The following is a 4,532-nucleotide window of genomic DNA, read 5'->3' as shown; positions in this document are numbered from 1 at the left end:
GGCTTGCGCCCTGCCGCTAACAATGGGAGTAATACGCATCGTAGCGGAACGGCGCGAGCCGTCCGGTCACGCCGTAAAGCGGCGCGCCGGGCCGGAGGGCTTGCGCCCTGCCGCTAACAACACTGCAATGCACATCGTAGCGGAACGGCGCGAGCCGTCCGGTCACGCCGTAAAGCGGCGCGCCGGGCCGGAGGGCTTGCGCCCTGCCGCTAACAAAGGGAGTAATACGCATCGTAGCGGAACGGCGCGAGCCATCCGGTCACGCAGCAACGCGGCGCGGCAAACTGGAGGGCTTGCGCCCGGCCGATACCAATTTGACGGGCCGGGCTCCGGCTTCAGGACCCCGACATCAGCCGGCTGACGTCGACACCTTTCTTACGCAGTTGCTGTGCGATTTCCTCTGCCGCGGCCGTCGCGTCGGCCTTGATCGCCGGGATCGCTTTGGCATCGAGGGCCAATTTCAGTCCGGCGACACTGGGGTGCAATTTCAAGACATCCAACACCAGCTTTTGCTCATCGATCCGGCTCGCAACCTCCAACGCCTGTTTGCACATCTCGGCACGATTGCGCTCCGGCATCGAAAACTTCCTTGCCAGTCCGATGTAGCCACGCAGCGCACGAACCTGATACTTCTCCGCCGGCGCGGTCGTGGACAGGTCCAACAAGACCGGTGCGGCGTCCAAGTTGTTCCACTTGCCCAACAGACGGCTGGCGGTGTCTTGCAGTTCTGGATCAGAACTCTTGGCCGACGTGGCGAGCGTCTGTAATGCGGTCGTGCCACCGACATCGCTGAGGATTTCCAGCAAGACCGTTTTCGTGGTTGCCGGTGCGCGACTGATTGCCGAAGCGAGTTCCGCCGCACAGGCTTCACGATCGGGCATGCGGACGCTTGCCGATTTCAGAGCTTGGCGGGCAATCGCAGCATCTTCCGCACGTTTCGGAGCAACCACTTGCTCGATCAACAAAGAAAGTTTCTCCAGGCGGACGGTTTCCCCCAGTGCGATCAGGGCCGCGCCGCGGACAGCGGAATCTGAATGATCGAGCGCGCGGACCAGATCGGGAACCGCATCGATGCGTCGGCTGCCAACCAGATCGATCAGCAGCGGGTAGCTGTCTCCCGTTGCGTCGGGCAGCATCGCAACAATTTTCGCGTCGACGCCTTCACCGGGTAGTTCGGCCAGCGTGTCCTTGGCCGCTTGGGCAAGCTCTGCGTCTCGGTCCAATGCAATCGTCAACAACGGCGAAAGAACAGAAACGTCCCCCACGCGTTTGAGCGCATCGATCGCCGACACGCGGACTTGTTTGTCACCGGTTTGTGCGGCCTGCAATACCGCATCCAGCACGACCGTTTCGGATCGATCTGCCATCGCCTGGACGATCAACGCGGCCCGCTGCGGTGTCGCTCGTGTCAACTCCTCCGCCAGGGCTTGGTCCACTTCGCCGCCGGGAAACTCCCGCGCCGTGCCCAGCGCAAGCTGAAATAGTTTTTTGTCGTCGGACCGAAACGTCTCCATCAACAACGCGATCCCGTCTTCGTTACGGGACAAGATGGCACCACGGGTGGCTTCGACGATCCGTTGCATCGGCAGTTCGGCCTTGCGGATCTCGTCATAGATCTCCGTCGCCGCACCCGACTTGTCGTCACCGTGCAGTCGTTCGGCACACAGCAAGTAGCCTTCGGCGACCGCATTACGGACATCGCCGGATGCGGTCTGCAGGGCTTGCTGAAGCAATTGGGATGCGGCGTCATTGCCGATCCGCCCTAACGCCACGGCCGCGGCGGAAGCGACTTCGGGATCGGTGTCCTGTAGACGTGTGCCCAAGATCTCGACCGCACCGGCGTCCTGACGGACACCGATCGAGTTGATCGTGCCGACAAGCAGTCTGCCGTCGAGCGTTTGAGTGGCCAACCGCAAGGCTTCGTCAGCATCATCGCCCGGAATCACCTCCAACGCGATGCGGGACCACGAGGACAATTGTGGATCGGAAAGCAGCTTGGCCAATTCAGGAACTGCGGCGTTTGATCCATGGATTGCCAGCTTTTTGCAGACAATCGCCTTTTCGCCGCCCGGTGCATCGGAGCGGAGGACGGCGAGCAGTTCGGCTTCCGTTTCGGCCGCTGAAATCGGAACGGCCGCGACGGACAGGATGGCAAGCGTCGCGATGGACGCAACGAACAACGTCAAGCTGCGAAGGTAAGGTCGAGTCGTATGCATGGGAGGGTGCTTGGAGCGATGGGGATGAGTGTGAACGAAACAATCACAGGCCGTCAGCCTGGTTCACGAGGGCACTACAGCCGCCACGGTTCGCGAAGCGCCTCGGAGCGCATTCGATTGGCTTGCTCGTCGTTGATGAATTCGTGCGTGGCGTTGTCGTAATTGACTTGGCGATCCAAATACAGCGCGATGTTTGCCGCGTGACACGCGATGTGCGCGTTGCAGGCCGCATCGGCATTTCCTTTGGGTTGCCGCCGCGTCTTGACACAATCCAGGAAATCGCGGACGTGGAACGTCGCCGGGTAGCCGCCGATTTCGGCGACCTCTCGACCGGCGAGCAACTCTGGAGAACTCAACACCATCTTTCCACTGTCACCGGCTTCGACCCAACCCGTTTCGCCTTCGAAGCGTACCGGGCAAGACCCCAGCGGGATCCAGCCTTTTTCGCGAAAGATCAACTCGGTGCCGTTCTCGTAGCGGGCTACCAACTCACCGTCTTTCGGCGGGTCGTATTGAACAGGTGGTGGGCAATCATCGACGGCCCACTGACAGAGGTCGACACAGTGTGATCCCCATTCCAACACGCCGCCGCCGGAGAAGGCACCGACGAAGCCGCCGCCTTTTTCAAAATTAAAACCGTCCAACAACTTTTTGTTGAAGGGGCGCCAGGCGGCCGGCCCCAGGTACATGTCCCAGTCGACGACTTCCGGATCGGGTTCCGGCTCCGGTCCCAACCAGCCACTCATCAAAGCATTCATTCCCATCGGGTGGGCGTAGACTTTGGTCAATTTGCCGAGCTTGCCGGTACGCGCCAACTCACAGGCGAAGGCGAAGTGCGGCAGATTGCGGCGTTGCGTTCCGGCTTGGAATACGCGTCCGGTGCGGCGCATCGTTTCGGCCAGGATCAAACTCTGTGCGATGTTCTTGGTCACGGGCTTTTCGCAATACATGTCCTTGCCCGCTTTGGCAGCCGTCATCGCCGCAGTCGAATGCCAGTTCGGTCCGGTGGCGATCAACACGGCATCGATGTCACTGCGGTCGAGCAGATCACGAAAGTCACGATAGGTCTCGCACTTCTGATTCCCGTAGTGGTCATCGACGATCTTTTTGACTTCGCCACGACGTTTCTGTTTGACGTCACAGACCGCGACAAACTGCACGTCTTTCTGCGGCAGAAAACAACTCAGATCGTAGCCTCCCCGACGGCCGATCCCGATTCCGCCCACGACAACGCGTTCGCTGGGTGCGACCGCACCGTCCAACCCCAGCGCTGAACTGGGGATGATCGTCGGTGCCGCGATTGCAGCGCCGGCCGTCGCCGCGGCAGTCTTCAAAAAACCTCGGCGAGGCGTTTGGGTGGGAGACTTCACTTGCTTATTCGACATGACCTACCTTCCTGATCGTGTGGATCGTTCAACCGCAGGGACCGCTGACCGCTGGGAGATTGCATTTCCCATGCCGTCAGCATAGCCGTGTCGCGACGGCCATTCCACAGACGGACCAGAATTGTGGTGGCAAACGGATCGCTTTTCCGAACCGCTTCATCAGCAGTGCGAAAGACGCACGCTTGGCGCGCTCAATCACGCACGTCGTCGCATTTGTGATCACGGGCGTCACGCTAATTGGGCGACACGATAAAGGAGCGGGGAAAGTCGATCGTTGCACTACTCGACTGCCGCAACGTCTGTCGTCCTGAACCACCGTTAGCGATACGGAACATCAGCCACCAGCACCGCCTCGACGCCGCAGGGCAGTTGTTTCACGATTCGTCCGTTCGGATCGATAACGCAGGTGATGCCCGTGGACGAGCAGCGGAGAAACCACGTTCGATTTTCGACGGCGCGTAGGCGTGCTAGTCGCAGATGCTGCTGCAGGGTGGTTGGGCTGGTGAAGGCCGACGCGTTGATCAAGCCGATCAACACGTCCGCACCCGAACGAACATTCGCCGACGCGATCGCCGGGTCCGTGTCTTCATAGCAGACGGTCACGCCGATCTTGACTCCCGTAGACAGCTGCAACGGAGCATAATCTATGCCCGGAATCAAATCGGTATCGACGGCCAGCCACTCGCGAAACCAAGGAACCAAACGTTCCAACGGGACATACTCACCGATCGGCATCAAGGTCCGTTTGGACGTGCGACCGACGATCTGTTTCTCGGAATTGATCAGAAAGGCACAGTTTCGATAGGGCCCGCGATCACGCCCCCCTTCATCGTACGTTTTTCCTCCGGCCAATAAATGCGAGCGATTGTTGGAGTAGGGATCGAGCGCGGGGTTGGGGGCTTCGGAAAGCTCCGTCGTTCGCTGTTCATCG

At 60.3% G+C, this 4,532-nt stretch carries 3 protein-coding genes; all 3 read right to left on the bottom strand.

All coding sequences use genetic code 11. The features are described from left to right. Positions 1–335: 335 nt before the first annotated feature. Positions 336–2,216 (bottom strand): HEAT repeat domain-containing protein, encoded by a 1,881-nt coding sequence (locus ABX749_RS23200; RefSeq protein ID WP_372898085.1) that lies wholly within the window; start codon positions 2,214–2,216, stop codon positions 336–338. 74 nt (positions 2,217–2,290) lie between these two features. Continuing rightward, complete coding sequence (locus tag ABX749_RS23195) at positions 2,291–3,586, bottom strand: Gfo/Idh/MocA family protein (RefSeq protein ID WP_372898084.1); 1,296 nt, start codon at positions 3,584–3,586, stop codon at positions 2,291–2,293. A 333-nt stretch (positions 3,587–3,919) separates the two neighbouring features. Next, on the bottom strand, positions 3,920–4,532 hold a 613-nt coding region (locus ABX749_RS23190; RefSeq protein ID WP_372898083.1), incomplete at its 5' end, for a nitrilase-related carbon-nitrogen hydrolase.

Origin of the sequence: Stieleria sp. (assembly GCF_041595215.1) — a bacterium.
GTDB classification, from domain to species: Bacteria; Planctomycetota; Planctomycetia; order Pirellulales; family Pirellulaceae; genus Stieleria; species Stieleria magnilauensis.
This window is presented reverse-complemented; position numbering and strand designations above follow the sequence as displayed.

Coding starts and splice junctions, on each gene's coding strand:
- ABX749_RS23200 (WP_372898085.1), bottom strand. CDS start 2,216: ATGCATACGACTCGACCTTACCTTCGCAGCTTGACGTTGTTCGTTGCG.